Raw genomic sequence first — 24,677 nt, 5'->3', positions numbered from 1 at the left:
TGGGTGAAGCCTATTCTGAACGGAATTGAACGGAACGGAGAATCGATTCATGCTACGACTGAACTACATCAAGGCCGCGCCGCGCCCCTACGAACAGATGAGCGTGCTGAGCCAGTATTTCCATGACTGCGGCCTGCCGGGTGGCCTGGTCGAGCTGGTTTGGCTGCGAGCCTCGCAACTCAACGGCTGCGCGTTCTGCATCGACATGCACGTGGTAGACGCCCTGAAAACGGGCATCGAACCGCGCCGTCTGCATTTGCTCGACGCCTGGCGTGAAACCGAGCTGTACTCGCCGGCCGAGCGCGCCGCGCTGGCTTGGACGGAAGCCGTCACCAACGTGCAGGACGGCCATGTGCCGGACGCGGTGTTCGCCGATCTACGCGCGCATTACGACGACAAGCAGATCGCCGATCTGACGTTCGCCGTCGCCACGATCAATGCGTGGAACCGTATGGCGATCGCGTTTCGCGCGCCGCTGCCAAAGACACCCCACGGCGTACGCTGAGCGCCAGCCCGACGCGAAGCGCGTTCTGACGCCTTCGCTACTGCGCCAGGCGCACTTCGCGCTGAAACTCGCGCGGCATCAGCCGTAGCGCGTCGCGGAAGAACCGCCGGTCGGGCGGGGGCAGCAGTGGCAGCACGCGGCCCAGCGACTGGGCGGCATGCACCGCCTGCGGCGAGTCGCCGTCCTGGTGCAGCGCGAACCACAACATCTCGAACCACAAGTTGGCGAGCTGCAACGGCTCGAAGCAGACGCGCCCCTCTTCATGGTCGGCAAGCGTCGTCGCCAGGACATCGGTCCAGCGCTGGAAACCCTTCGCCCGCGAGAAGGGCGCGCCGAATGGCTGCACGGCGTCGAGAAAGGCGTCGACCGTCAACGGCGTGCTCGCGCGCAGCGTCGCCAGATCGGGGTCGCGCCGCCCCGGCACGGCACCGCGCGCGATGCGTAGCAGGAAGACCGTATTCCAGACGGAATTGCCACCGACACCGAACCGGTCGCAGATCCATTCCGAGAGCCCGATCCAGCGCAGCGCCTGCCGCTGAACGTCCGTGGCGGCGAGCCGTCGGCCGGGATCGATGAGCGCGCCTTGCCAAAACAGCCACAATGACAGCCCGATGTTGGCCGCGACATGCTGCGCGAGTTCAATGGAGTCGGCTTCGAACGCGGCTTGCAGGGCGTCGGAAAAGGCGGCCAGCGCGTTCGCCGCCGACTGCTCCCGCGCGGGCATCGGGCCGCCGCGCGCGGCGTGCGACTTGTGCAGCAATGCCTGCAGGTTACGGCTCTCGAAGCGAATGCGCGGGTTGTAGACGAGACAGGGGGCGAGCGAGGCATCGTCGGCGATGCGTTGCAGGTGGGCGAACGCGCCGGCCTCGTCGCGTGACCCGTAGGCTTGCCAAGCCTGCACGATCCAGTGCATGGCGCGTAACGTGGGCGAGCCCGGCGGGTTCGCGCCAAAGGTCGAGGCGAGCGTTGCCAGCGTTCGATTCGTGCGCGCCGCGTCGCCCATGCGACGCCAGGCGATCGTCTCGGCAAGCAGGGCGATGCCGCGTTGCACGTCGTCAACGGCGCACACCTGCGCTGCATGAAACGATGGAATCGCGCCAGTGCGCGGTTGGCGGCGTACCTCGCTTTGCGATGGCGCTTGGGGCGGCGCGAAGAACACGCCGTCCTGCATATCGCGCTTGCCCAGCGTCAGGTGATGCCAGAACGCAATGTCCTGCATGACGTAATCGAGTGCCGGCGATGGGGTATCCGACGACGCATCCTGTGCAAGCCCGAGAAACGAGGCGATGGCGCGACGCGGGTCGGCGGGCGTCGCGTCCCCGATCGTCACGGCGATGCGCGACATCTCATCGCGGGCGAGCCAGAATGGCCCTTTGCCCCGTCCGCGCGTCGGCAGCAGACGCGCATCGGCGAGTACATCGTCGCCCCAGCCCACGGCAACGCCCCAACGCGCAAAGTCGGAGAACGCGCGGCTGATCAGCATACGCAGATCGCCCGCCGCGCCGGCTTGACTGAACCGGATCTTCAACGAGGCAAGCGAGACCGACGACATCTCGTAATGCGCCGCATAGTAGACCCGCATCAACAACCAGAGGCTCTGATATCGCACGGGTTGGCCGTCGACATGCTGGGGGCATCGAGGCGGACGACGAGCGTTGGTGCGCCAGTGACGGGCGTTGTGCTGCGCGAGGGAGGAGTGTCGGACATGGCGTCGAGGCGAGTCGAGTGGCGTCGGGCCACGGACGACGGCCGCACACGCGACGGAATCTACGAATGGGGTGCACCGATGATACGGCGGTTACGACGGTTACGGTAGCGCTGCTTTGTGCCTGCCGAAACGCAGACTATGCTGCAAACGCTCCCGGAAGCGGGCGCCTGGCCGGCGCCACCGACGTTCTCCCTGCCACCCCGATGGCACGCATTGAAATCAGGACAACGAAATGAAAATGAAAATCTCTCGCTGGCGACGCGGTGTTGTTGCCCTACAGACGGCTGCGGCTGCCGCGCTCGTCTCGGCGACTTTGTTCACCCCGCCGGCACAGGCGGAGGAAACCAAGGCATCGACGCCGGCGGCACCGGTGCGCATTATCGAGCGTGCCGACTGGGGCGAACGTTTCGCGGCGGAAGGCGTGAAGGGCACGATCATCGTGCTCGACGCTCGCACGCGAACGTATCAGGCGTTCGACACCGCGCGTGCCGAGCGGCGGGTGTCGCCTGCATCAACTTACAAGGTCTTCAACAGTTTGCTCGCGCTGGAGTCGGGCGCGCTCGAGAACGAGCGCGAGATCATTCCCTGGGATGGCAAGCCGCGTCAGGTGAAGTCCTGGAATGCCGCGATGGATCTGCGCCGTGCATTCCGGGTGTCGTGTCTGCCGTGCTATCAGGTCGTCTCGCACAAGGTCGCGCGTGAATACGCGCAGGCAAAGCTGGACGAAACCGGTTACGGCAATCGCACCATCGGCCGCGCCGCCGACGCCTACTGGGTCGACGACAGCCTGCGGATCTCGGCCCGCGAACAGGTCGACTTCCTGCAACGGCTCGCACGCGGCACACTGCCGTTCTCGGCGCACACGCAGGACATCGTGCGTCAGATCTCGATTGTCGAAGCCACGCCGGACTATGTGCTGCACGCCAAGACGGGCTGGTTCGACGAGAAGACGCCCAATATCGGCTGGTGGGTCGGCTGGATCGAGCGCGACGACAATATCACGAGCGTGGCGCTGCACATCGATATGGCGGGGGCCGCGGATGCGCCGAAGCGCGCGCGCATCGTGCGGGCCGTGTTGCAGGATCTGAAGCTGATCTGAGGACGGCGGGCGCCGTGGTGAGCCTCGCGCGGTGCGTACGCCAACCGGCGGCGCGCCGCGCGACGAAAGCGGGCTACAGCGCGCGTCCGTGCTTAAGTGCGGACGCGATTTCCGCCACGTGACGGCCTTGCGTCCTCGCGATCTTCAACTCGTTCTCGCTGGGTTTGCGAGACCCATCGGCCGCGGCGAGCGTGGTCGCCCCGTAAGGCGTGCCGCCGGTGATTTCGCCCATGTTGGTGAGGCCAGGCTCGGTGTAGGGCACGCCAACGATGACCATGCCGTGGTGGAGCAGCGTGGTGTGAAAGCTCGTGATCGTCGTTTCCTGTCCCCCATGCTGCGTGCCTGTGCTGGCGAACACGCTGCCGACCTTGCCGACGAGCGCGCCCTTGGCCCATAGGCCACCGGTCTGATCCAGGAAGTTGCGCATCTGTGCGGTCATGTTACCGAAGCGGGTCGGGGTGCCGAACAGGATCGCGTCATAGTCGGCCAGTTGGTCGACGCGGGCGACGGGCACGTTCGCGAAGGCAGCGCGCGCCGCTTTCGCGCCGCTCTTTTCGAGGACTTCGTCGGGTACCAACTCAGGGACTTGCATGACGGTGACATCGGTGCCGGCGACGCTGCGCGCGCCGTCGGCGACAGCTTCGGCCATCGTGTGGATATGCCCGAACATGCTGTAGAACACCACCAGGATCTTGGCGTTGGCCATGTGAATCTCCTTAGGGGTCGAGAGAGGCCGGCGTCGCGGGCAATTCGCCACGCGAGGCGAGCCGTTTCATGATAGTCGACGCTCGGGACGAAACACTGGATTCGTTGGGGACCAAGCGCGCTTAACGCAGGCGCGAGCCGATGAGGCAGCCAAGCGCGAGCGCCGCGATGAGCACGGTCACGCTCGCCGATACCCCGCCCGCCAGCGCGAGCCCAGTGGCCGCCATGCCATGCGCCATGACTGCGGCCGGCACGAGCAACATGGCGCTCACGACACACCAACGCATCACATACCGCCACATGAAGCGACTGATGACATGCATGCGCGCGTCGAGTTGATGCCGTTGCCAGAATGACAGATCGGCTGCCGCGTGGAAGAGCCACAGCGGACTGAAGTATTTGATGAACAAGTCCATGACGCCATACCGGAAACATAATGCCCGCAGGGCGCGGGCATGTCGTCGAGGCGCGATGGCGGGGCAGACGCCCGATGGCACACTCACGCACTTGGGGGAATCGACGCTCAATAATTGTAGCAGGCGCTCACTCACTTTGTGGTGCCGGGGTTGGGTCGACGCGAGAAGGATTCGCCGGAATTTCGCGCAATGCACCTCGAAATTTCGGCATCATCGCGCATCTCCCATCGTGTCAGGGTCTGGCCGAAGTGTCGTGTTTCTCTCCGCTTTCTTCCGGCTGGCCGATCAGGGTGTGCGCGGAAGTGGCCGTGATTTCCTGGATCAACGCCCAGACCGACTGTGCGGCGGGCGAGAGCGTGCGGTTCTTGCGGCGCACGAGCATGATGGTGCGGTCGAGTTGCGGCACGAGCGGCAGGGCGACAAGGCGGTCCCCATGCGCAGGTAGTCCCGGCATCGCGGGAAGTGCCAGGGCTGGCATGATGCTGATGCCGATACCTGCTTCGATCATTCGGAAGACCGTGATCGCATGCCCGACTTCCTGCGCCACCTGGCAATAGGCGCCATGCTCGGCCAGCGCCCGGTCGATCAGCGGCCGGCTACCCGACGCGTAGTCGAGCAGTACGAGCTTCTCGCCATTGAGTTCCTCCCACGTCACCTGCGTCTGTGTCGCAAAACGATGTGAGCGGTCGCACACGACGAGAAACGGTTCCACCATGATGGGCTCGCCGACCAGATCCTCGGTTCCTTCCGACGCGACGATGACGCCGAAATCCACTTCACCGTGTCGCACGCTGTCGCTCGCGAGCGTCTGCACCTGATCGCGCAGCAAGAGCGTGATGTCCGGGTAGCGGGCCGCACAGGCGGAGATGCATTCGGGCATCAGATTGGCGGAAATCGTGGGCGCGCTGGCGACGCGCACCCGGCCTCGCCGCTCTTCGGCTAAACCGTGGGTGTCGCGCAGGGCGCTCTCCAGCTCGTCGAGCACCCGGGCGAGCGTTGCCGAGAGGCTAGCGCCCACTTCGGTCAGGGTGACCTCCCGCGTGGTCCGGTCCACCAACTTGAGTCCGAGTTCTTGCTCCAGTTCACGGATACATCGGCTGACGGCCGGCTGGGTCAGGCCGATGTCCTCGCCGGCACGGCTGAAACTCCCGTGGTTGGCCACTGCGAGGAACACTTTGAGCTGGCGCAGCGAAACATTCATGCGTGTTTGGTATGAATAATTTTTTTAAATGAATTTGTATTTTAACTGCCCTTGCGCTCTAATACGTAAAAACCCGTATCGCGAGCGCACACTTCCGGTCATCCTCGATCGTTTGTCGATCGGCTGACCGACGATCGCTGGCGGCCGCCGCGCCGTCGCGTTCTGTGTCCTGGCGGACGGGCTTTGTCTTTTCCGACGGATTCGAGATCGACGATGGCCAGACCGCGTTACCTTCCCGACAATTTCACGTTGATGCTTGTGGCGACTGTCGCGCTTGCCAGCTTCCTGCCGGCACACGGCGAGGGGCGAGTGGCCTTCAACCTGCTCACCAACGTGGCGATTGCCGCCCTGTTCTTCCTGCATGGCGCGAAGCTCTCGCGCGAGGCGGTGCTCGCCGGTGCGACGCACTGGCGTCTGCACCTGCTGGTGTTCGCCAGCACGTTTGCCGTCTTCCCGATCGTCGGCCTGGCGCTCAAGCCGATGCTCTCGTGGATGGTGACGCCGGATCTGTATCTGGGCATCCTGTTTCTGTGTACCCTGCCGGCAACGGTGCAGTCCGCCATCGCGTTCACCTCGATCGCCCGGGGCAATGTGCCGGCGGCGGTATGCAGCGCGTCGGCGTCGAGCCTGTTCGGCATATTCATCACGCCGGTGCTCGTCGGCCTGGTGGTCATCCATCACAACGGTGCGAACGGCGCGTCGCCGTTCGACTCCATCGGCAACATCATGTTGCAACTGCTCGCGCCATTCATCGCGGGACAAGTGTCGCGCAAGGCCATCGGCAAGTGGGTCGAGCGCAATCGCGGATTGCTCAAGATCGTCGATCAGGGCTCGATTCTGCTGGTGGTCTACACGGCGTTCAGCGAAGCGGTGAACACGGGCTTGTGGCACCAGATTTCGCCGCTGGCGTTGCTCGGCCTGCTGGGTTGCTGCGCGGTGATTCTGGCGATCATGCTCGCCTTCACCACCTATTCCGCCCGCTGGCTCGGGTTTTCCCGCGAGGACGAGATCACCATCGTCTTCTGCGGATCGAAGAAGAGCCTTGCGAGCGGTATTCCGATGGCAAAGGTGCTGTTCGCGACCGGGCCGCTCGGCGCCATCGTGTTGCCGCTGATGCTGTTTCACCAGATGCAGTTGATGGTGTGCGCCGTACTCGCGCAGCGCTACGCCAATCGCCAGCGCGCGGCTCAGGCGGGCAGGACGATCAAGGCAGGCGCTGCGAAGCCGGCCTTGCGCGACGGCAAGTCCGACAATAGCGCCAACGCCGGCGCGGGCCGCTGAGCGCGGAATCCCGGCGGAACACAGCCCGTCAACGGCGACTGTCACACGTTGGTCGTGCGCAAGTGTTAGAATTGCGCTTGTTTTGCTTCTTCATGACCTCCCTGGTCCGGCGGCGCCCGACGCATCTGTCCCTCGACAGGCCCCTCTCGCGCCAGCCCCGAGCATGGCGCGCAGCGCCCCTTGAATCTTCGCGAGTGAGCTTTGATGCGGAATCCTTCCGCGTGGCGGCCCCCGTTTTTTAAAAGAGATGTCCCTCCACCATGGCTGATGTAAATGCTGTTCCGACCCCGGCTTCGATAGCTTTGGGCTGCATGCGGACATCTTGCGGGCCATCGCCGAGCAGGGCTACACCCAGCCGACGCCGATCCAGGCGCAGGCCATCCCGGTAGTGCTGTCCGGACGTGACGTCATGGGTGCCGCGCAAACGGGAACGGGCAAGACCGCCAGTTTTTCGCTGCCGATCATCCAGCGCTTGCTGCCCGAAGCCAACACGAGTGCATCGCCTGCCCGTCACCCGGTGCGTGCGCTGATTCTCACGCCGACGCGTGAACTTGCCGATCAGGTTGCCGAGAACGTGCGCGCCTACGCGGGGCACACGCCGTTGCGCAATACGGTGGTGTTCGGCGGCGTCGACATGAATCCGCAGAAAGACGCGTTGCGACGCGGCGTTGAGATCCTGATCGCCACGCCAGGTCGCTTGCTCGATCACGTTGAACAAAAGACGGTGAATCTGAGCCAGGTGAAGATGCTCGTGCTCGACGAGGCCGACCGCATGCTGGACATGGGCTTCCTGCCTGACCTTCAGCGCATTCTGAATTTGCTGCCGAAGCAGCGTCAGACGCTACTGTTTTCGGCCACGTTCTCGAACGAGATCAAGAAACTTGCGTCGAGCTATCTCACGAATCCGCTCACGATCGAAGTCGCCCGCCGCAATGCCACGGCCGACAATGTCGAGCAGGTTGTCTATCAAGTGGATGAAGACGACAAGCGCGCCGCCGTGGTGCAGATTCTGAAGGAGCGCGATCTGAAGCAGGTCATCGTGTTCGTCAACAGCAAGGTCGGTGCGAGCCGACTGGCGCGCCAGTTGGAGCGCGAGGGCATCGTAACGGCCGCGATTCACGGCGACAAGTCGCAAAACGAGCGTATGCAAGCGCTCGAAGCGTTCAAGCAAGGCGGTATTCAGGCGCTTGTGGCCACCGACGTTGCAGCGCGCGGGCTGGACATCTCGGATCTGCCGGGGGTGATCAACTACGATCTGCCGTACAACCCGGAAGACTATGTGCACCGTATCGGCCGCACGGGCCGTGCGGGTGCGTCGGGTGAGGCAATCTCGCTGTGCGCCCCGACGAACGCAAGCAAATCGTGGAAATCGAGAAGCTGATCAAGCACGAGCTCAAGCGTGGAGAGTTGGTGCTGGAGCGTCGTAGCCGGTCGCGCGACGACCGTGGCGAGCGCGTTGTTGACCGCGGCGACCGCGGTGACCGTAGCGAGCGCGGTGAGCGTAGTGACCGCAGCGAGCGCCACAGTCGCCACGACGGCCTGCGGGCCAGCCGTAGCGGCGGCAGTGCCGCACCGCGCCGCGTTCGTCCGGAAGACGAGTTCTTCTACAAGCCGTACGAACCGTCGCCGTCGGCGAGTGAGCCGCAACACGATGCTCGTTCGTCGCAGGAGTCCGCTGTGCCGACGTCGTTTGGTGGGTTGCCTGACAAGGCACCGAAGCGTCAGGTGGCGGCGTTGCTTGCGGGCATCCCGCGCAAGGCGAGCCACTGAGCCGATGATGGATGGCGGCGCGCATTGACGATGCGTGTTGAAGTCGAAAAGCCAGCGTAGTTGCGCTGGCTTTTTTCATTTTGGGGAGCGCCAATGAAGGCAGGTGTGGGCTTCATTGCCCGTGCTGAACCCGCCAAGCCTGTGTCGCTGCGGCGTAGAAGTCTTCACGATGGGAGACGTGGGCGAGCATCGCCGGTAATCCGAGATGTGCCGCGGCGTCCTTGAGCGCGGAGAGCGTCGCGTCTGCCGTGTCGAGGACGAGCGGGGCCGCGCCATTCTGCTTGCTCAGCTTCTCGCCGTCGTCGGCCATGACCAACGGTACGTGCAGATAGCGAGGTGTCGGGGCATCGAGGCACGCCTGCAGATAGATCTGGCGCGCCGTCGAATCCAGCAGATCCGCACCGCGCACGATATCGGTCATGCCCTGCGCCTGATCGTCGACGACCACGGCCAACTGATAGGCCCATTGGCCGTCGGCGCGTTTGAGCACGAAGTCCCCGACCTCGGTCGCCAGATCCTGCGTCTGCGGGCCCATCCAGCGATCTTCGAAGTGGATGCGAGCGGCCTCGCCGTCTGGGACACGCAAGCGCCATGCGCGAGGCGTTTTGCCGTGAAGGCCGTGGCGGCACGTGCCCGGATATGCGAGTGTGCTGTGGCGCGCATGCACGCGTGTGAGCGAATCGGCGATTTCGCGCCGCGTGCAGCCGCAGGGGTAAACGAGTCCGCGCGCGATGAGCGAGGCGAGCGCCTGTTCATACTGCGCGTGTCGCTGACTTTGCCAGACGACCGGCTCGTCCGAATGCAGGCCCAGACCCGTCAGCGTCGCGAGAATGGCGTCGGCCGCCCCCGGCTCACACCGCGGTTCGTCAAGATCTTCCATACGGACGATCCAGACGCCGTCGTGCGCGCGGGCATCGAGCCAACTGGCCAGGGCGGTGACGAGCGAGCCGCGGTGCAGCGGCCCGGTCGGGGAGGGCGCGAAGCGGCCCCGGTAACGCGTACCCCGGTAGCACGCATCAGGGCTGGCGGGCGGCGTGGCGTCGTGCGGGCAAGCGTGAGCCACCGGCGCGCTCAGACAGACGGGGCAGATGGCGCTGACGGGGCGGCAGTAATGGCCTTCTCAACCGTGTTGGCCGCCGTGCGGCTGCCCACGCAGGCAGGACAATGCTCGCCTTCGACATAAGCCGGGCTGCGCTGATCCTCGGCGGTGACCACGGCGCGACAGGCGAAGCACTGCTGGGTCGTCGAGGGCGTGAGGTCTGGCGTGAGCGCCGTGCGGTAATCGAACACGAAGCAGTCGCCTTGATAGTGCGCGCCGCCAACGTCCTCGAAGTATTTGAGAATGCCGCCGTCGAGCTGATACGTATGCTCGAGGCCGATGTCGCGCATGTAGATCGCGGCCTTTTCGCACCGAATGCCACCGGTGCAGAACGACACGATGGTCTTGCCTTCGAAGTCATCGCGGTGAGCGGCAACGACGTCGGGGAATTCCGAGAATTTGGTCAGACGATAGTCGACGGCGTTGTCGAACGTACCGACATCGACTTCGAAGTCGTTGCGCGTGTCGAGCATCACCACCGGGCGGCCCTCATCGTCCTGGCCGGCGTCGAGCCAGCGCTTGAGCGTGACCGGATCGATGCCGGGCGCCCGGCCGTCCGCCGGCTTGATGACCGGCATTTTCATCGTGATGATCTCTTTCTTCGGGCGCACCAGCATCCGGCGGAACGGCTGCGTCTCGGAAAGGCTTTCCTTGACAGCCAGATCGGCGAACCGGGCGTCCGAGCGCAGTTCGGCGAGGAAGGCGTCGACGGCTTCGCGCGCGCCGGCCAGAAACAGGTTGATGCCCTCCGGCGCGAGCAGGATGGTGCCCTTCAGGCCGAGCGCCTGGCAGCGTGCCTGCAGGGCAGGACGGAGGGTCGCGATGTCGTCGAGCGTGACGAACTTGTACGCAGCGATGTTGACGATAGACATGGCAACGGGATTTCGCAAAAGCGTGAAGCAATAAAGCGCCATTATCGCCGATTCGGCGGGAACGCACTTTGATTTCACCCCGGATTTCGCCGAATCGGACGGCATCCCGGTCACGACGGGGAGGAATTCCTAGTGCCCGCCCGGTCTCATCCGAAAAGCGCGCCAAAGTGGGACGTTTCGCGACGCGGGGCGCTGTATCCGGGGGCGGCGCGTTACAATACGGCCCATGTCAGAACCTCGCTTCGTCCACCTCCGTCTCCATTCCGAATACTCGATCGCCGATGGCATCGTGCGGCTCGACGACGTCGTCAAGGCCGCCGCCAAGGATGGTCAGGGCGCGCTCGCGCTGACCGACCTCGCGAACATGTTCGGCGCCATCCGTTTCTACAAGGAAGCCCGCGGCAAGGGCGTCAAGCCGATCATTGGCTGCGATGCCTGGATCACGAATCCGGTCGACCGCGACAAGCCGTCGCGGCTGTTGCTGCTCGCACGCGACAGGGAGGGCTACCTGAACCTGTGCCAGTTGCTCTCCAAGGCGTGGCTCGGCAATCAGTGGCGCGGGCGGGCGGAGATCGAATCGTCGTGGCTCCAGGCCGACGGCCTGGCGCGCGGTCTGCTGGCACTCTCCGGGGCCCAGATGGGCGATGTCGGCGCGGCGCTGGCGGCCGGCAACCCCGAGCAGGCGCTGCAGTGCGCGCAGCACTGGGCGAGCGTTTTTCCCGGTGCGTTCTACATCGAGTTGCAGCGCACCGGTCAGGCGGGCATGGAGATGTACGTGCAGCAGGCGGTGCAGCTGGCGGCGAAAGCGGGCTTGCCGGTCGTTGCCACGCATCCGATTCAGTTCATGACGTCGGACGACTTCACCGCGCACGAGGCGCGCGTGTGTATTTCGGAAGGCGAGATGCTGGGCAACGCGCGCCGTGTGCGGCGGTTCACGCAGGATCAGAGTTTCCGCACGCAGGACGACATGATCGCCGCGTTTGAAGACGTGCCCTCCGCGGTGGCGAATACTGTCGAGATTGCCAAGCGCTGCAACCTGACGCTCGAGCTCGGCAAGCCGAAGCTGCCGCTGTTTCCCACGCCGGACGGTATGTCACTCGACGACTATCTGGTGCATCTGTCCAAGGAAGGGCTGGAGACGCGTCTCGCCCAACTGTTCCCCGACGAGGCCGAGCGCGACGCGCAGCGTCCCGCGTATTACACGCGGCTCGACTTCGAGACCGGCACGATCATCAAGATGGGCTTCCCCGGCTACTTCCTGATCGTGGCGGACTTTATCCAGTGGGCGAAGAACAACGGTGTGCCGGTCGGGCCGGGTCGCGGGTCGGGGGCGGGTTCGCTCGTGGCCTATGCGCTGGGCATCACCGATCTCGACCCGCTCAAGTACAACCTGCTGTTCGAGCGCTTCCTGAATCCGGAACGCGTCTCGATGCCCGACTTCGACATCGACTTCTGTCAGGACGGGCGCGATCGCGTCATTCAGTATGTGAAGGACAAATACGGCGCCGACGCCGTCTCGCAGATCGCGACCTTCGGCTCGATGGCCGCGAAGGCGGCGGTGCGCGACGTCGGCCGCGTGCTCGATCTGGGCTACAACTTCGTCGACGGTATTTCCAAGCTGATTCCGTTCAAGCCGGGCAAGCACGTCACCATCGACGACGCGCTCAAAGAAGAGCCGCAACTTGCCGAGCGCTTCCAGACCGAAGACGAAGTCAAGCAGTTGATCGAACTGGCGCAGCGCGTTGAAGGCCTCACGCGTAACGTCGGGATGCACGCGGGCGGCGTGCTGATCGCACCGGGCAAGCTGACGGATTTCTGTCCCCTGTACACGCAGGGCAGCGGCGAAGATGCCAGCGGCGTGGTGAGCCAATACGACAAGGACGACGTGGAAGCCGTCGGCCTGGTGAAGTTCGACTTTTTGGGTCTGACTACGCTCACGATCCTGAATTGGGCCGAGCGCTACATCAAGCGACTGCACCCGGAGATGACGGACTGGTCGCTCGACCAGGTCTCGCTCACAGACCCGGCCGCCTTCAGCATCCTCAAGAAAGCCAACACGGTAGCGGTGTTCCAGCTGGAAAGCCGCGGCATGCAGGGCATGTTGAAGGACGCCCAGCCGGACCGGTTCGAGGACATTATCGCGCTGGTGGCGTTGTATCGTCCGGGCCCGATGGACCTGATCCCGAGCTTCTGCGCCCGTAAGCACGGTCGCGAGAAGGTCGAGTACCCGGACCCGCGCGTCGAGCCGGTGCTCCAGGAGACCTACGGCATCATGGTCTACCAGGAGCAGGTGATGCAGATGGCGCAGATCATCGGCGGCTACTCGCTCGGTGGCGCCGATTTGTTGCGTCGCGCGATGGGCAAGAAGAAGGCCGAGGAGATGGCCCAGCACCGCGAGATTTTCGCGCAGGGTGCCGCGGCGAACGGCCTGACACGCGAAAAGTCGGACGAGATCTTCGACTTGATGGAGAAATTCGCGGGCTATGGTTTCAACAAGTCGCACGCCGCGGCGTACGCGCTGCTGGCCTATTACACCGCGTGGCTGAAAGCACACCATCCCGCCGAATTCATGGCCGCCAATATGAGCTTGGCCATGGACGACACGGACAAGGTCAAGATTCTCTACGAAGACTGCCTGACCAGTGCCAATGGCCTGGGCGTGCTGCCGCCGGATGTGAACGTCTCCGCCTATCGATTCGAGCCGGCCGACGCGAAAACTGTGCGTTACGGCCTGGGCGCGATCAAGGGGAGTGGTCAGTCGGCCATTGAAGAAATTCTGCGGGCGCGCGAAGGGAAACCGTTCACCGACCTGTTTGACTTCTGCGCACGCATCGATCGTCGTGTGGTGAACCGTCGCACGATCGAAGCGCTCATTCGTGCCGGTGCCTTCGACAGCATTCATGCCAACCGTGCACAGTTGATGGCGTCGGTGCCGTTGGCGATGGAGGCCGCCGAGCAGGCGAGTGCGGCGGCCAACCAGGTCAGCCTGTTCGATCTGGGTGACGAAAGCCTGCAGGCGCCGCTCGAGCTGGCCGACGAGCCGGCCTGGACCGACAAGCGCAAGTTGCAGGAAGAGAAGCAGGCGCTCGGCTTCTACCTGTCGGGCCACATGTTCGATTCCTACGCCGAGGAAGTGCGGCGCTTCGTCCGTACCCGCATTCGAGACCTGACGGAGGGCCGCGACAGGCTGGTCGCCGGCGTGATTGCCAGCATGCGCACCATGATGACCCAGCGCGGCAAGATGCTGATCGTACAGCTCGACGACGGCACGGCAACGCTCGAAGTCACGATCTTCAATGAGCAGTTCGAGGCGAACAAGCACCTCTTCAAGGAAGATGAGCTGCTCATCGTGCAGGGCAACGCACGCCCGGACAGCTTCACCGGCGGCCTGCGCTTCACCGTGGAGAGCCTGATGGATCTCGGCCGTGCGCGGGCGCGTTTTGCGCGTGCGCTCAAGTTGTCGTTCAACGGCAATGCCGACTGGACGCGTCTGCGCGCCACGCTGCAACCGCACTGCACGATGTACCGCGTCGCGGCAATGGCCGGCGCGGGCGGTGGTTCCCGAGCGGGCGGCGGCGGCTTCAACGGAGGCGGAGGCGGAGGCGGCGGTAGTGGCGGTAGTGGCGGTAGTGGCGGTGGCCGGGGCGGTGCCTTCGGACGTCGCAACGACGACGACAACGACAAGCAGAACGGCTTGCCAGTGCACATTGTGTATCGACGTCCTGATGCCGAATGCGAGTCGCGACTGGGTGACGACTGGAAGGTCCAGCCGGGCGACGAATTGCTCGGCGAGCTTCGCCAGTGGCTCACGACCGATTCGGTGCAAATCATCTATTGAGGCAGACGGGGCGGTGCGGCATTGCATGACGCCGCGCGATGCCGTGCGTCTTTCGATTCAACAAGGAATTCCGGATGTTCTCCATCATCGTTCCGACGTGGAACAATCTCGCCTTGCTGCAACTTTGCGTGCGCAGCATTCGCGAGAATTCGAGCCATCCGCATCAGATCATCGTCCACATCAACGACGGCTCCGACGGCTCGCTCGACTGGGTGCGGGCCGAGGGGATCGAGCATACGGCGTCGCCGGACAACATCGGTATCTGCTACGCAGTGAATCAGGCGGCGGCGCTTGCCCGTGAAAAGTACATCGTCTACCTGAATGACGACATGTATTGCTGCCCGGGCTGGGATCGTGCGCTGATCGAGCGTGCCGAAGCCATGCCCGACAAGGCCTTCATGCTCTCGGGCACCATGATAGAGCCGGTCGACACCGGCAATCCGTGCGTGCTCGTGCAGGACTTCGGCCGCGACGTCGACACGTTCGACGAGGCGGGGCTGCTCGCCGCCGTCCCGACCTACCGCAAGCCGGACTGGTTCGGCGCAACCTGGCCACCTACGCTCGTGCACCGCGATTGGTGGTTTCTCGTCGGCGGTTACAGCACCGAGCTTAGCCCTGGCATGAGCAGCGACAATGACTTCTCGATGAAAATGTGGGCAGCGGGAGCACGCCACTTCGTTGGCGTTGGCGCGAGCCTTGTGTACCACTTTCAGTGCAAAAGTACGGGCAAGGTAGTGAAGAACGACGGTCGCACGCAGTTCCTGCGCAAGTGGGGCATGACACAGTCCATTTTCGATCGCTACTACCTGCGTCGTGGCAAGCCGGTGCCGGCAGGTAACGACGGGCGGCTACCCGAGCCGGTCGATGACGGCAAGCTGCGCTGGGAATTGTTCCGCTCACGCGTGAAGCGGGCGCTCGCCAAGTAACGCGGAAGTCGGAGGAAACAAAACGGACGCCATCGGCGTCCGTTTTGCTTTCGAGGTGCGCACTTAGCCGATCGTGATTTGCGATAGGCCTGTGAGGGGGCGTCAGGCGTCTGCGCGCCGCAGCAGCGCGTACTTCAGAAACGCGCTGCGGGCATTCATCCGCGCAATCGCGGCGCCGGTGGCGCCGTCGAGAAATCCTCTGCGCAGCAAATACGTGCGCACGAACGCCCATCCGCCATTGATCCAAGGTTTCAGCGGCGAGACGCGTTTGCCGCGCAACGCCATCTCCGTCGCGCCCGCGCGCGCATACCGCTGAACCTTGTCTTCGACCTGGCGAACCTCGGTATAGCTGTAATGCAGCAGGTGATGCGCAAGGGTGCCGATCTCGCCGTCGACGATCACCCGCTCGTGCACGAGATTGTCGGAGAAGCGACCGGCTTCGCGCCGAAACAGTCGCAACACGTAGTCCGGGTACCAGCCGCAATGCCGCACCCAGTGTCCGAGGAACTGCGACAGGCGAGGCATGCGAAAGCCCGTGTAGCCGCCGCGGTCACTGCTGGCAATCGCCGCCGCAATCTCGGCCGCCAGTTCGGGCGTAACGCGTTCATCGGCATCGAGCGATAGCACCCAGGGTTGTGTCGCAAGCGACAGCGCGCGATTTTTCTGCGGGCCGAAGCCGGGCCAGTCATTGGTGACGTGCACCTCCGCGCCTGCGGCGCGAGCGATGTCCGTCGTGTCGTCCGTGCTCGCGTTATCGAGCACGACGATCTGCGACGCCAACGATTGCACCGACGCGATGCAATCGGCAATGTTGTGACGCTCGTTGCGCGTGAGAATCGTTACCGTGAGCGGCAGACGCGGCGAACATTCGAGAGAGGCGGCAGGCGATGAAGCTTCAATCATGACAACTCACGAAATGGCGGCGTCCGATTTCCGGATCCGCGCGGTGATCAAGCGTTGGCAACGTCGTTGAGCAACTCGACAAGCGCTTCACCGTAGCGTTCGATCTTGGCTTCGCCGAGTCCGGTGATGTCGGCCAACCCCTCGCGATGGCGGGGGCGACGCTGGGCGAGTTCGCGCAGTGTCCGGTCGTGCAGGATAACGTAGGCGGGCACCTGTTGCGTCTTGGCGATCTCCTGCCGCCAGACCCGCAGCTTTTCGAACAGTTGCTGATCGGCGGCATCCAGCTCGATCGCCAGCGATGACGCATACCCGGCAAAACGACTTTTCTTCCCAACGGTGGCCCGTTGGCGCCGCAACGACAGTGTCGTTTCCCCCTTGAGCACTGGGCGTGCCGCCGCGTTGAGCGTCAGCGCGCCGTATTGGCTGCTGTCGGGCTCGATGATGCCGTGCGCGATCAACTGCCGGAACACCGCGCGCCAGCCTTGATCGTCGAGTTCACCGCCAACGCCGAACGTCGGCAGGGCTTCGTGCCCGAACTGACGAATCTTGTCGGTGCTGCGCCCGCGCAGCAGATCGACCAGATGCCCGGCGCCAAAGCGCTGGCCCGTACGCAGTATGGCCGAGAGGGCCTTCTGGGCGGCGATGGTCCCGTCGAAGACTTCGGGCGGACTCAGGCAGACGTCGCAGTTGCCGCACGGCGCGCTCGACTCGCCAAAATACGACAGCAGCACGGTGCGGCGGCAGCGCGGCGCTTCGCAATAGCCGAGCAGGGCGTCAAGTTTCTGGCGTTCGATGCGCTTTTGCTGGTCGGGAGCGTTCGACTCGTCAATGCGGCTGCGATGCACCACGACGTCGTTCAGCCCATACGTCATCCAGGCTTCGGCGGGTTCGCCGTCGCGCCCCGCGCGTCCCGTCTCCTGGTAGTAGGCTTCGAGGCTCTTGGGCAAATCGAGGTGGGCGACGAAACGCACGTCGGGCTTGTCGATGCCCATGCCGAAGGCGACCGTGGCCGACATCACCAGCCCTTCCTCGCGCAGGAAGCGCTGTTGGTGCGTGCGGCGCACGTCCGCGTCCAGCCCGGCGTGATAGGGCAGGGCCGGAATGCCCTGCGTCTCGAGCCAGGCGGCGGTTTCTTCCACCTTCTTGCGTGACAGGCAATAGACGATGCCCGCCTCGCCCCGATGCCGCCCCAGAAAGGCGAGCAACTGCTTGCGGGGATTGTCGCGATCGACGATCTCGTAGCGAATGTTCGGCCGGTCGAAGCTCGAGACGAACAACCGCGCCTCGGTCAGGCCAAGCCGCGTCTGGATGTCCTCGCGCGTCGCGGCGTCCGCCGTGGCGGTCAGCGCGATGCGCGGTACGCGCGGATAACGTTCGTGAAGTGCCGAGAGCTGAATGTACTCGGGACGGAAGTCGTGTCCCCATTGCGAGACGCAATGCGCCTCGTCGATCGCGAAAAGCGCCAGTTGACTGCGCGCGTCGAGGCGGTCGAGCAGATCGAGAAAACGATCGGTCAGCAAGCGCTCGGGCGCCACGTAGAGCAGATCGAGTTCGCCACGTGCGGCGCGGCGCTCGGTATCGAGCGCTTCCTCGAAGCCGAGACTGGAGTTCAGATAGGCTGCCCGTACCCCGGCTTGCAGCAGCGCATCGACCTGGTCCTGCATGAGCGCGATGAGCGGCGAGACGACGATGCCGACGCCGGGGCGCAGCAACGCGGGGATCTGATAGCACAGGGACTTGCCGCCGCCGGTCGGCATCAGCACAAGCGCGTCGCCCCGTCGGCCACGTGGTCGACGATAGCGGCCTGATCGCCACGGAATGCGTTATAGCCGAATACGGTACGGAGGACTTCGAGTGCGCTTGCCATGGGCGGGAGTATACCGGTTCCCCCTGCGCTGCGGCGCGCATCGGCCCCCGAGGGCGGCCATTGTGGCGAATTTTGCGGTGATGTCCGAGTCAGGCTCGGACGTGTCCCGGCAAGACCGGCCGGTACGATAGAATAGCGGTTTTTCCGCCGTCCCCCACCTACATGAGCGCACCGCATAAGCCCGTCGGACCGATTCTTCGGCGTCTGCTGGGCTATCTTCAGCCGTATTGGCACATGGGCCTGCTGGCCGTTCTCGCCATGGCGCTCGTGGCCGCGACCGAAGCGGCGATTCCGGCTGTCCTCAAGCCGGTGCTCGACAAGGGATTCTCGGGCCAGGATCCATGGAATCTGTGGTACGTACCCGCCGCCGTGATCGGGCTGGCCGTCATCCGGGGCGTGGCGCAATATTCGGCCAACTACATGCTCTCGTGGGTGTCCAACCGCGTGCTGCTCGACCTGCGCGTGCGCATGTTCGACCGCCTGCTGCATGCGCCGGCCGTTTTCTATCAACGGGAGACGACGAGCACGCTCATCAATGCGCTCGTCTATGAGGTCAACCAGGTGCTCGGCGTACTGACCACGGTGCTCATCACGCTCGTGCGCGATTCGCTCACTGTCGTCGGCCTGCTGGGCTACCTGTTCTATCTGAACTGGCGCCTTACGCTCGTCGTGGCGGTGATTCTGCCGTTCATCGGCTGGCTCGTCGGCAAGATCAACCGGCGCTTGCGTCGTTTGAACCGCGAGCAGCAAACGCTGACCAATGCACTGTCGTACGTGGTCGAAGAAGCCGTGGGCGGCTACAAGGTGGTGAAGATCCACAACGGCGAAGCGTACGAAAAGTCGCGCTTCGACAAGATGACGAGCACGCTGCGCGGCTATGCCATGCGCGTGACCGTCTCGGGCGGTCTGGCGCAGCCGGTGACGCAGGCCCTCGCCTCGCTGGCACTGGCCATCGTCATTACGGTGGCGATGATCGAGTCGTCGTCGGGCGAGATGACCGTGGGCGGCTTCACGGCCTTTGTCACGGCACTGCTGCTCGTCGTCTCCCCGCTCAAGCATCTGATGGATGTCAATCAGCCGCTGCAGCGCGGCGTGACGGCCGCGGAGCTGATTTTCGAAGTCATGGACGTCGAAGTCGAGCCGACCGGCGGCGAGCGCACGCTCGAGCGCGCCAAGGGGCGCGTGACGTTCGATCAGGTGAGCTTCCACTATGGTGCCAGCGAGCGTCCGACGCTCGATCGGATTTCGCTCGACGTGGCGCCCGGTGAGATGGTGGCGCTGGTGGGGCCCTCCGGCAGCGGCAAGACCACGCTGGTCAATCTGGTGCCGCGCTTTTACGATCCGACTGGTGGCCGGATTCTGCTCGACGACATTGCGCTGACGGACCTGCGCCTGGCCGATCTGCGTAGTCAAATTGCATTCGTGAGCCAGGACGTCGTGCTGTTCAACGACACCATCGCCGCGAACGTGGCCTACGGCCAGGAGATCGACGCCGAGCGCGTGCAGGCGGCGCTGCGGGCGGCCAATCTGGCCGATGCGGTCGCGGCCATGCCCGAAGGCGTCGAAACGCTCGTGGGCGACAACGGCATGCGCCTGTCGGGCGGTCAGCGTCAACGTCTGGCCATCGCACGCGCGATTTACAAGGATGCCCCGATCCTGATCCTGGACGAAGCAACGTCCGCACTGGATTCGGAGTCCGAGCGTCACGTGCAGGCCGCGCTGGAAGTCCTGATGGAAGGGCGTACCACGCTGGTGATCGCGCACCGCCTCTCGACCATTGAGCGCGCCGACCGGATCGTCGTGCTCGAACACGGCCGCATCGTGGAGCAGGGCTCGCACCAGGCGCTGGTGGCGCATAATGGCCTCTACGCGCATCTGCACCGTATTCAGTACGCACAGCAGCAGGACGCCTGACGTCGCCGTCGCGTCGCGAACGTCAGTGCTTATCCGCCCGACTTGGAGAAGATCACGATGAGTCAGCCGCCGATCAGCCGTTTCCCTGTGCCCGACCTTGCCGCGTTGCCGGCCGATATTCGGGCACGTATCGACGACGTGCAGGAAAAGGCAGGATTCATCCCGAACGTGTTCCTCACGCTGGCGCATCGCCCCGCCGAATTCCGCGCGTTTTTCGTGTATCACGATGCGCTGATGGCCAAAGAAGGCAATCTGAGCAAGGGCGAGCGCGAGATGATCGTGGTCGCCACGAGCGCGGTGAATCAGTGTCTGTATTGCGTCGTCGCACACGGTGCACTGGTGCGCATCTATGAAAAGCACCCACTGCTCGCCGATCAGGTGGCTGTCAACTATTTGAAGGCGGACCTGAGCGCGCGTCAGCGGGCGATTCTCGACTATGCGATGAAGGTGTGCGAGCGCTCCCACGAAGTCGGCGATGACGATTACGCGGCGCTGCGCCAACACGGTCTCGACGACGAGGACATCTGGGACATCGCCGCGATCACGGCGTTTTTCGGTATGTCCAACCGCATCGCCAACGCCATCTCGATGCGGCCCAACGACGAATTCTTTTTGATGGGACGCGTGCCGCGCGCCCGATAACCCGACATCTCTTTATCTTTCGATACTTATGATCTTCGTGACTGGCGGCGCCGGCTTCATCGGTGCAAATTTCGTTCTCGATTGGCTTGCGCAGCACGACGAGCCGGTCGTCACCATCGACAAATTGACGTATGCCGGCAATTTGGCAAATCTGGCGAGCCTGGAACGCGATCCCCGTCACCGTTTCGAACAAGTCGATATTTGTGATCGCGCAGCGCTCGACCGCTTGTACGCTGAGCATCGTCCGCGCGCGGTGCTGCACTTCGCGGCGGAAAGCCATGTCGACCGTTCCATCCATGGCCCGGGCGACTTCGTGCAGACGAACATCGTCGGCACGTTCACGATGCTCGAAGCCGCACGCGCCTATTGGGGAGCGCTCGACGCCGAGGCGCGCGATGCCTTCCGCTTCCTGCACGTCTCGACGGACGAAGTCTATGGCTCGCTGAGCCCGAGCGATCCGGCATTCACCGAGACCACGCCGTACGCGCCCAACAGCCCGTACTCGGCATCGAAGGCCGGTTCCGACCATCTGGTGCGCGCCTATCACCACACGTATGGCCTGCCGGTGCTCACGACCAACTGCTCGAACAACTATGGCCCGTACCAATTTCCGGAAAAGCTCATTCCGCTGGTGATTGCCAATGCGCTGGCCGGTAAGCCGCTGCCGATCTATGGCGACGGCAGCAACGTGCGAGACTGGCTGTATGTCGGCGACCATTGCTCCGCCATCCGCGAGGTGCTGGCCAGAGGTGCCACGGGCGAGGTGTACAACGTGGGCGGCTGGAACGAGCAGAACAACCTGTCGGTCGTGAAACACTTGTGCGCACTGCTCGACGAACTGTCGCCGCGCACCGACGGCAAGTCGTACGGCGATCAGATCACGTTCGTCACCGACCGCCCGGGCCATGACCGCCGCTATGCCATCGACGCGCGCAAGCTCGAGCGCGAACTGGGCTGGCGCCCGGCCGAGACGTTCGAAACCGGCATGCGCAAGACGGTGCAGTGGTACCTCGCCAACGGGGAGTGGGTGCGTCAGGTGCAGTCGGGCGAATACCAGCGCTGGATTGAAACACACTACCAAAAGAACGACTGAGGCACGCATGAGTATCAAACGCAAAGGCATCATTCTTGCCGGCGGCTCCGGCACACGACTGTATCCGGCGACGCTCGCCGTCTCCAAGCAGTTGCTCCCGGTCTACGACAAGCCGATGATTTACTACCCGCTGACGACGCTGATGCTGGCGGGGATTCGCGACGTATTGATCATCTCCACGCCGCAGGACACGCCGCGCTTTGAGCAACTGCTGGGCGATGGCAGTCAGTGGGGCTTGAACCTGCAATACGCCGTGCAACCGTCGCCGGACGGACTGGCGCAGGCATTCCTGATCGGCGCGGACTTCATCGGTCGCGACCCATGCGCGCTGGTGCTTGGCGACAATCTGTTCTACGGGCATGATTTCGCGTCACTGCTGTCAGCAGCGAATACCCAGACGGATGGCGCCTCCGTGTTCGCGTACCGCGTGCACGATCCCGAGCGATACGGCGTGGTGACGTTCGATGAAAACGGCAAAGCCATCGACCTCGTCGAGAAACCCAAGGAGCCGAAGTCGCGCTACGCCGTGACCGGGTTGTACTTCTGCGACAACGACGTCATCGAGATTGCTCGCTCGATCAAGCCGTCGGCGCGTGGTGAGCTGGAAATCACCGACGTCAACAACGAATACCTGCGTCGCGGCAAGCTCAACGTCCAGATCATGGGGCGGGGTTATGCATGGCTGGACACCGGCACGCACGAATCAATGCTCGAGGCGAGCACGTTCATCCAGACGATCGAAAGCCGTCAGGGACTGAAGGTCGCGTGCCCCGAAGAGATCGCGTACCGGCGCGGCTGGATCGATGCCGCGGCCATCGAGGCACTCGCGCAACCGCTCGCCAAGACCGGTTACGGCCAATACTTGCTCTCGATGTTGCGCGAGCGGTTGTTCTGAGTCTGGCGCACGGCTCACTTTCGATTCTTAAAGGTATCTCGCTATGCAAGTGACTCCCACCGCCATTCCTGCCGTTCGCGTGATCGAACCGAAGGTCTTTGGCGACGCTCGCGGCCATTTCTTCGAGAGCTTCAACCAGCGCGGCTTCGACAACGCGCTCGGCGAGACGCTCACCTTCGTGCAGGACAACCAGTCGCGCTCGGCCCGTGGCGTACTGCGCGGCCTGCACTACCAGGTCAAGCAACCGCAGGGCAAGCTCGTGCGCGTGCTGCACGGCGAAATCTACGACGTGGCGGTCGATATTCGTGAAGGCTCGCCGACCTTCGGCAAGTGGGTCGCGGAAGTGCTGAGCGCCGAAAACAAGAAGCAGCTATGGATCCCGGCAGGCTTCGCCCACGGTTTCGTGGTGATGTCGGAGACGGCCGCAGTGCTGTACAAGACGACGGATTACTGGGCACCACAGTTCGAGCGCTGCATTCGCTGGGACGACCCGACGCTTGCGATTCCCTGGCCGCTCGACGGCATCACGCCGATCGTCTCGGACAAGGATCGGCAGGGCATGCTGTTCTCGGAGTACCGGCAGGAAGACTGATGTTCCCCTACGGAACACCGTTTCGTAGGGGACCCCTCGGCCGCTGTGGCCCGGTCGTCAATCGACGGCGGGACCAGCGGCCGTGGCTTTTTCAGGCGGCGCCGCGCGGGTGGCGACGTCGGTCTCGCCCGGTGCGCCAGACGTGTCGCCTGTCACGCGCAGTACCCTCACGGCGCGCAGACCAAAGCGCGCGGTGAGTGCATCGGCCACGCTCTGCGATGACGGTTCGATGCCGTCGTCGATGGGCACGCCATTCGCGCCCTCCGTGCCCGAACTTGCCGGTTCACGTAGTCCTTCGACGATCACGTCGGCTTCCAGCCCGTTATTCAGATAGTGCAGTTTCACGTCGTGCAGCGCCAGCGCATTGGCGCGGCACAGTGTCTCTGCCGCGCCGACCACGACCGAGCGTGCAGGCCATTGCTGCAACGCGGTGCCCTTGGTGTCGCTCTCCGGATCGACGTGTACGAGCACATCGAGAATCTGCGGCTCCAGCATGACCGTCGCGCGCGCCTGTTCCGCGATGTAGTGTCCCTCGGAGACCGACAGCCGCGCATCGACGAGGATGTGCACATCGACGACGATTTCGTCGCCCATGCGCCGTGTGCGCAACATGTCGATGGTGCGCACGCCGGGCGTCGCGAGCAGCCGCTCCCGAATGGTGACGGTCGTCGCATCGTCCACGCCGCGATCGATGAGGTCCTGCAATGCGTTCCAGCCGAACTTCCACCCGGTGCGTCCGATCATCAGTCCCACGAGGGCGGCGGCGAGCGGGTCGAGAATGCGATAACCCGCAAGGTTGCCCAGAATGCCGAACGCCACGACGAGCGACGAGAGCGCGTCGGAGCGCGCGTGCCACGCATTGGCCACGAGCATCGCCGAGCGCACGCGCTGCGCGGCGCGCAGCATGTAGCGAAAGAGGCCTTCCTTGCTGACCAGCACCAGGACCGCAACGACCAGCGCGATCATGTGCACTTCCGGAATGTCTTCCGGGTGCAGCAACCGCTCGATGCCGCGCCACAGCATTCCGGCCCCCACGACGAACAGAATGACGCCGAGAAACAACGACGCCGCGTTTTCGTAGCGGCTGTGACCGTAGGGGTGGTCGGCGTCCGGCGCGCGGGCGCTGCCCCGTGCGGCGGCCAGCACGACGAAGTCCGAGACGATGTCCGAGAGTGAGTGAATGCCATCGGCAATCAACGCCTGCGAACGGGCAAAGATGCCGATGACGATCTGCGCCGTCGTGAGCACGATATTGACCCAGATGCTGACCCAGGTCGTATGGCGCGCGACGGCGTGTTTGTCGAGCGCCTCGCTCGATGCCGCCAGGTTGTCGTAGTTCGAGTAGGGCATT

General features: G+C 64.1%; 18 protein-coding genes and 2 pseudogenes. 11 read left to right on the top strand and 9 right to left on the bottom strand.

The annotated features are described in order from the left end of the window. The first annotated feature begins 49 nt into the window (after positions 1-49). Entirely contained in the window at positions 50-505 is a 456-nt protein-coding gene (locus DRB87_RS17430) for a carboxymuconolactone decarboxylase family protein (RefSeq protein ID WP_130026803.1), read from the top strand. A 37-nt stretch (positions 506-542) separates the two neighbouring features. On the opposite strand, the gene DRB87_RS17425 is transcribed toward DRB87_RS17430, so the two are convergent. Further along, positions 543-2,114: a hypothetical protein gene (locus tag DRB87_RS17425; RefSeq protein ID WP_130026802.1), complete on the bottom strand. Its 1,572-nt coding sequence runs from the start codon at positions 2,112-2,114 to the stop codon at positions 543-545. Positions 2,115-2,445: 331 nt separating this feature from the next. On the opposite strand from DRB87_RS17425, the gene blaOXA reads away from it, so the two are divergent. Next, positions 2,446-3,312 carry a class D beta-lactamase gene (blaOXA, locus tag DRB87_RS17420; RefSeq protein ID WP_130026801.1) on the top strand — a complete coding sequence of 289 codons (867 nt, stop codon included), beginning with the start codon at positions 2,446-2,448 and terminating at the stop codon, positions 3,310-3,312. Positions 3,313-3,385: 73 nt separating this feature from the next. On the opposite strand, the gene wrbA is transcribed toward blaOXA, so the two are convergent. The 3 genes from wrbA to DRB87_RS17405 all read right to left on the bottom strand — a co-directional run bounded on the left by wrbA (position 3,386) and on the right by DRB87_RS17405 (position 5,634). Next, positions 3,386-4,018 carry an NAD(P)H:quinone oxidoreductase gene (gene wrbA / locus DRB87_RS17415; RefSeq protein ID WP_017232841.1) on the bottom strand — a complete coding sequence of 211 codons (633 nt, stop codon included), beginning with the start codon at positions 4,016-4,018 and terminating at the stop codon, positions 3,386-3,388. A gap of 121 nt (positions 4,019-4,139) precedes the next feature. Then, on the bottom strand, positions 4,140-4,433 hold the full coding sequence (locus tag DRB87_RS17410; protein ID WP_130026800.1) for a hypothetical protein: 294 nt from the start codon (positions 4,431-4,433) through the stop codon (positions 4,140-4,142). Between the two features lie 232 nt (positions 4,434-4,665). Further along, positions 4,666-5,634 (bottom strand): LysR family transcriptional regulator, encoded by a 969-nt coding sequence (locus tag DRB87_RS17405; protein WP_130026799.1) that lies wholly within the window; start codon positions 5,632-5,634, stop codon positions 4,666-4,668. 213 nt (positions 5,635-5,847) lie between these two features. Between DRB87_RS17405 and DRB87_RS17400 the strand changes: the two genes are divergently transcribed. Continuing rightward, on the top strand, positions 5,848-6,915 hold the full coding sequence (locus DRB87_RS17400) for a bile acid:sodium symporter family protein (RefSeq protein ID WP_130026798.1): 1,068 nt from the start codon (positions 5,848-5,850) through the stop codon (positions 6,913-6,915). A gap of 307 nt (positions 6,916-7,222) precedes the next feature. Beyond that, a pseudogene (locus tag DRB87_RS17395) lies at positions 7,223-8,685 on the top strand (DEAD/DEAH box helicase). Between the two features lie 112 nt (positions 8,686-8,797). Here the strand turns inward: DRB87_RS17395 and gluQRS are convergent. After that, positions 8,798-9,643, bottom strand: coding sequence for a tRNA glutamyl-Q(34) synthetase GluQRS (gene gluQRS, locus DRB87_RS17390; protein ID WP_130027930.1), 846 nt, complete (start codon positions 9,641-9,643; stop codon positions 8,798-8,800). A 113-nt stretch (positions 9,644-9,756) separates the two neighbouring features. After that, positions 9,757-10,656, bottom strand: coding sequence for a sulfurtransferase (locus tag DRB87_RS17385; protein ID WP_130026797.1), 900 nt, complete (start codon positions 10,654-10,656; stop codon positions 9,757-9,759). Between the two features lie 217 nt (positions 10,657-10,873). Between DRB87_RS17385 and dnaE the strand changes: the two genes are divergently transcribed. After that, on the top strand, positions 10,874-14,494 hold the full coding sequence (dnaE, locus tag DRB87_RS17380) for a DNA polymerase III subunit alpha (RefSeq protein WP_130026796.1): 3,621 nt from the start codon (positions 10,874-10,876) through the stop codon (positions 14,492-14,494). A gap of 74 nt (positions 14,495-14,568) precedes the next feature. Beyond that, positions 14,569-15,420, top strand: coding sequence for a glycosyltransferase family 2 protein (locus tag DRB87_RS17375; RefSeq protein WP_130026795.1), 852 nt, complete (start codon positions 14,569-14,571; stop codon positions 15,418-15,420). 102 nt (positions 15,421-15,522) lie between these two features. Here DRB87_RS17375 and DRB87_RS17370 read toward each other — a convergent pair whose 3' ends face one another. Both DRB87_RS17370 and recQ read right to left on the bottom strand, forming a co-directional pair. Beyond that, the gene (locus tag DRB87_RS17370; RefSeq protein WP_370363107.1) at positions 15,523-16,323 is read right to left on the bottom strand and encodes a glycosyltransferase family 2 protein; all 801 of its coding nucleotides are present in this window, start codon (positions 16,321-16,323) and stop codon (positions 15,523-15,525) included. Between the two features lie 47 nt (positions 16,324-16,370). After that, positions 16,371-18,190: pseudogene (recQ, locus tag DRB87_RS17365) on the bottom strand (DNA helicase RecQ). A 162-nt stretch (positions 18,191-18,352) separates the two neighbouring features. Between recQ and msbA the strand changes: the two are divergent. The 5 genes from msbA to rfbC are packed head-to-tail and all read left to right on the top strand — an operon-like array spanning position 18,353 to position 23,326. Then, complete coding sequence (gene msbA, locus DRB87_RS17360) at positions 18,353-20,104, top strand: lipid A export permease/ATP-binding protein MsbA (protein WP_130026794.1); 1,752 nt, start codon at positions 18,353-18,355, stop codon at positions 20,102-20,104. Positions 20,105-20,161: 57 nt separating this feature from the next. Continuing rightward, the gene (locus DRB87_RS17355) at positions 20,162-20,746 is read left to right on the top strand and encodes a peroxidase-related enzyme (RefSeq protein ID WP_130026793.1); all 585 of its coding nucleotides are present in this window, start codon (positions 20,162-20,164) and stop codon (positions 20,744-20,746) included. Between the two features lie 28 nt (positions 20,747-20,774). After that, entirely contained in the window at positions 20,775-21,839 is a 1,065-nt protein-coding gene (gene rfbB, locus DRB87_RS17350) for a dTDP-glucose 4,6-dehydratase (protein ID WP_130026792.1), read from the top strand. A gap of 7 nt (positions 21,840-21,846) precedes the next feature. After that, the gene (gene rfbA, locus DRB87_RS17345) at positions 21,847-22,734 is read left to right on the top strand and encodes a glucose-1-phosphate thymidylyltransferase RfbA (protein WP_130026791.1); all 888 of its coding nucleotides are present in this window, start codon (positions 21,847-21,849) and stop codon (positions 22,732-22,734) included. A 43-nt stretch (positions 22,735-22,777) separates the two neighbouring features. Then, complete coding sequence (gene rfbC / locus DRB87_RS17340) at positions 22,778-23,326, top strand: dTDP-4-dehydrorhamnose 3,5-epimerase (RefSeq protein ID WP_130026790.1); 549 nt, start codon at positions 22,778-22,780, stop codon at positions 23,324-23,326. A 57-nt stretch (positions 23,327-23,383) separates the two neighbouring features. Here rfbC and DRB87_RS17335 read toward each other — a convergent pair whose 3' ends face one another. After that, positions 23,384-24,676 carry a cation diffusion facilitator family transporter gene (locus tag DRB87_RS17335; RefSeq protein ID WP_130026789.1) on the bottom strand — a complete coding sequence of 431 codons (1,293 nt, stop codon included), beginning with the start codon at positions 24,674-24,676 and terminating at the stop codon, positions 23,384-23,386. Position 24,677 lies beyond the last annotated feature (1 nt).

Origin of the sequence: Pandoraea sp. XY-2 (assembly GCF_004193915.1) — a bacterium.
GTDB lineage: Bacteria > Pseudomonadota > Gammaproteobacteria > Burkholderiales > Burkholderiaceae > Pandoraea > Pandoraea cepalis.
The sequence above is the reverse complement of the archived record's forward strand: the minus strand, read 5'-3'. Positions and strand labels throughout refer to the sequence as shown.

Excerpts from the sequence above, each read along its gene's own strand:
- blaOXA (WP_130026801.1), top strand. The coding sequence starts at position 2,446 with ATGAAAATGAAAATCTCTCGCTGGCGACGCGGTGTTGTTGCCCTACAG.
- DRB87_RS17405 (WP_130026799.1), bottom strand. The coding sequence starts at position 5,634 with ATGAATGTTTCGCTGCGCCAGCTCAAAGTGTTCCTCGCAGTGGCCAAC.
- rfbB (WP_130026792.1), top strand. The coding sequence starts at position 20,775 with ATGATCTTCGTGACTGGCGGCGCCGGCTTCATCGGTGCAAATTTCGTT.
- wrbA (WP_017232841.1), bottom strand. The coding sequence starts at position 4,018 with ATGGCCAACGCCAAGATCCTGGTGGTGTTCTACAGCATGTTCGGGCAT.
- msbA (WP_130026794.1), top strand. The coding sequence starts at position 18,353 with ATGAGCGCACCGCATAAGCCCGTCGGACCGATTCTTCGGCGTCTGCTG.
- DRB87_RS17355 (WP_130026793.1), top strand. The coding sequence starts at position 20,162 with ATGAGTCAGCCGCCGATCAGCCGTTTCCCTGTGCCCGACCTTGCCGCG.
- rfbC (WP_130026790.1), top strand. The coding sequence starts at position 22,778 with ATGCAAGTGACTCCCACCGCCATTCCTGCCGTTCGCGTGATCGAACCG.
- DRB87_RS17375 (WP_130026795.1), top strand. The coding sequence starts at position 14,569 with ATGTTCTCCATCATCGTTCCGACGTGGAACAATCTCGCCTTGCTGCAA.
- DRB87_RS17400 (WP_130026798.1), top strand. The coding sequence starts at position 5,848 with ATGGCCAGACCGCGTTACCTTCCCGACAATTTCACGTTGATGCTTGTG.
- DRB87_RS17430 (WP_130026803.1), top strand. The coding sequence starts at position 50 with ATGCTACGACTGAACTACATCAAGGCCGCGCCGCGCCCCTACGAACAG.
- DRB87_RS17335 (WP_130026789.1), bottom strand. The coding sequence starts at position 24,676 with ATGCCCTACTCGAACTACGACAACCTGGCGGCATCGAGCGAGGCGCTC.
- DRB87_RS17385 (WP_130026797.1), bottom strand. The coding sequence starts at position 10,656 with ATGTCTATCGTCAACATCGCTGCGTACAAGTTCGTCACGCTCGACGAC.
- DRB87_RS17370 (WP_370363107.1), bottom strand. The coding sequence starts at position 16,323 with ATGATTGAAGCTTCATCGCCTGCCGCCTCTCTCGAATGTTCGCCGCGT.
- rfbA (WP_130026791.1), top strand. The coding sequence starts at position 21,847 with ATGAGTATCAAACGCAAAGGCATCATTCTTGCCGGCGGCTCCGGCACA.
- DRB87_RS17410 (WP_130026800.1), bottom strand. The coding sequence starts at position 4,433 with ATGGACTTGTTCATCAAATACTTCAGTCCGCTGTGGCTCTTCCACGCG.